Source organism: uncultured Methylobacterium sp., assembly GCF_964244095.1.
GTDB lineage: Bacteria > Pseudomonadota > Alphaproteobacteria > Rhizobiales > Beijerinckiaceae > Methylobacterium.
This window is the reverse complement of record NZ_CAXTHR010000270.1, coordinates 1-2,606: the sequence shown is the minus strand read 5'-3', so window position 1 is coordinate 2,606 and position 2,606 is coordinate 1. Positions and strand designations below refer to the sequence as shown.

3 protein-coding genes are annotated in these 2,606 nt (G+C 70.6%); all 3 read right to left on the bottom strand.

What is annotated here, in order from left to right:
- The coding region (locus ACFE86_RS22390) for an ABC transporter ATP-binding protein (protein WP_375457510.1) at window positions 1-619 on the bottom strand (619 nt) is incomplete at its 3' end.
- Window positions 620-632: 13 nt separating this feature from the next.
- Window positions 633-2,021 (bottom strand): high-affinity branched-chain amino acid ABC transporter permease LivM, encoded by a 1,389-nt coding sequence (livM, locus tag ACFE86_RS22385; RefSeq protein ID WP_375457509.1) that lies wholly within the window; start codon window positions 2,019-2,021, stop codon window positions 633-635.
- Window positions 2,021-2,606, bottom strand: a 586-nt coding sequence (locus ACFE86_RS22380) for a branched-chain amino acid ABC transporter permease (RefSeq protein WP_375457508.1), incomplete at its 5' end; no start/stop codon positions are given. The genes ACFE86_RS22380 and livM, both read right to left, overlap by 1 nt.

Here is a 2,606-nt window from a genome sequence, read left to right as displayed (position 1 = left end):
CTCCGCTCTCGCGCGGGTTGAGGCCGGCGGCCGGCTCGTCGAGGCAGAGCAGCACCGGGTCGGTGCACATGGCCCGCGCGATCTCCAGCCGGCGCTGGGCGCCGTAGGGCAGGTCGCCGGCCGGGTCGTCGGCGCGCGCCGTCAGGCCGATGCGGTCGAGCCAGTCCCTGGCCCGCGCGATCGCCGCGTCCTCGGCCCGGCGGTAGACCGGCAGGCCGATGAGCCCGAGCACGGTCATGCCGGAGGCTCGCATCAGGGGCGCGTGCTGGGCGACGAGCAGGTTCTCCAGCACGGTCATGCCCTGGAACAGGCGGATGTTCTGGAACGTGCGCGCCACCCGCCCGATGCGGTTCACGGAATGGTTCGGCAGGCGCTCCAGCAGGTGCTTCGAGCCGTCGGCGTGCTTGAGCGTCAGCATCCCCTCGGTCGGCTTGTAGAAGCCGGTGATGCAGTTGAACACCGTGGTCTTGCCGGCGCCGTTCGGGCCGATCAGCGCGGTGATGTCGCCGCGGTGCGCCCGGAACGACAGGTCGCCGACGGCGGTGAGCCCGCCGAAGCGCATGGTGAGGTGGTCGACCGTGAGCACCGCGTCGTCGCGGGGCGGGATCGGCGCGGTCATCGGGCGCTGCCCATCAGCCGTGGCCCTCGCTGACATGGGCGCCGGAGATCGCCCGGCGCCTGCCCAAGGCCACCGAGGGCGTGCGCTCCGAGATGAGCCCGCGCGGGCGCCAGACCATCATCGCCACCATGGCGAGGCCGAACAGCAGCAGGCGGTACTCGTTCGGGTCGAAGCCCTCGCCGAAGACCTGCTTCAGGAAGCCGAGGTTGCGCAGCATCTCCGGCCCGCCGACCATGGCGACGGCGGCGATGGCGACGCCGACCTGGCTGCCCATGCCGCCGAGCACGACGATCGCCAGGATGATCGCGCTCTCCAGGAAGTTGAAGCTCTCGGGCGAAATGAAGCCCTGGCGCACGGCGAAGAACGAGCCGGCCACGCCCCCGAAGGCGGCCCCGAGCGCGAAGGCGGTGAGCTTCGTCGTGGTGGTGTTGATGCCGAGCGAGCGGCACGCGATCTCGTCCTCGCGCAACGCCTCCCAGGCGCGGCCGATGGGCAGCCGGCGCAGGCGCAGGGTGACGAGGTTGGTGACGAGCGCGAGCGCCAGGATGACGTAGTACAGGAAAACGATGCGGTGCATCGAGTCGAAGGTGAGCCCGAAGCGGGCCGCAAAGCCCTCCTCGCCCGCGGTGAACGGGATGCCGAAGAACGTCGCGCGCGGGATCGATGAGATGCCCGCGCCCCCTCCGGTGACGTCGACCCAGTTGATCAGCACGAGGCGGATGATCTCGCCGAAGGCCAGCGTGACGATCGCGAGGTAGTCGCCGCGAAGCCGCAGCACGGGGAAGCCGAGCAGCATGCCCCACAACGCGGCAAACAACCCGGCCAGCGGCAGGCAGAGCCAGAACGACAGGCCGAAGGTGGTCGAGAGCAGCGCGTAGGAATACGCGCCCACCGCGTAGAAGGCGACGTAGCCGAGATCCAGCAGGCCGGCGAGGCCCACGACGATGTTGAGGCCCCAGCCGAGCATTACGTAGGTGAGGATGAGGATGCCGAGGTCGATCCAGTAGCGCGCCTCCCCGAGGCTGCCGCTCGCGAGCGCGGCCACCGGCGGCAGTGTCAGCGCGACGCCGATGAACAGCCACAGCGCCAGCATCGAGATGCGCTGGCCGGCATTCGGCGCGGCGTCGACCGCCTCCGTCGCCTGGGCCGGGGCCGGCGTCAGGGCGCGGCGGGCATCGCGGCGCATCAGCACGAGGCGCTGGGCGAGGCGTGCGAGGAAGATCGCGGCGCACAGGCCCGCGACGAGGACCCAGCGCGGCGTGAGTTCGAGCCCGCCGGTCGGGCCCGGATCGGTACGGAAGCTGACCAGCGGCACGCACAGGCCGAAGGCGCCGAGCGCGTAGAACGCGGCATCCCGCAGGATCGCCGGCAGGCCGTCCGGCCCCGTCGCGCTGCCCGCCATCAGACCTTCTCGACCTCGGCGCGGCCGAGGATTCCCGACGGCATGAAGATCAGCACCACGGCGAGGATCGAGAACGCGGCGACGTCCTTGTACTCGATCGAGAAGTAGGCCGACCAGAAGGTCTCGATCAGGCCGATGATCAGCCCGCCGAGCACGGCGCCCGGAAGCGAGCCGATGCCGCCGAGCACGGCCGCCGTGAACGCCTTCACGCCGGGCACGAAGCCGTCGGAGAAGGATACGACGCCGTAATACAGGAGGTAGAGCACGCCTGCGACCGCCGCGAGCGCGGCGCCGAGCACGAAGGTCAGCGAGATCGTGCGATCGACGTCGATGCCGAGCAGCGCGGCCATCCGGCGGTCCTGCTCGCAGGCCCGCTGCGCCCGGCCGAAGGGCGTGCGCTGGACGAGGTACCAGAAGCCGGTGAGCAGCACGATCGTCACCGCCATGATCAGGCATTGCTTGTAAGAGAGGAACACCGCGAACCCGTCCCGCTCGAACAAGGTGAGCCCGCCCGACAGCATCGGCGGCAGCGGCTTGTTGCGCGCGCCCTGGGCCACCTGCACGAAGTTCGACAGGAAGATCGAC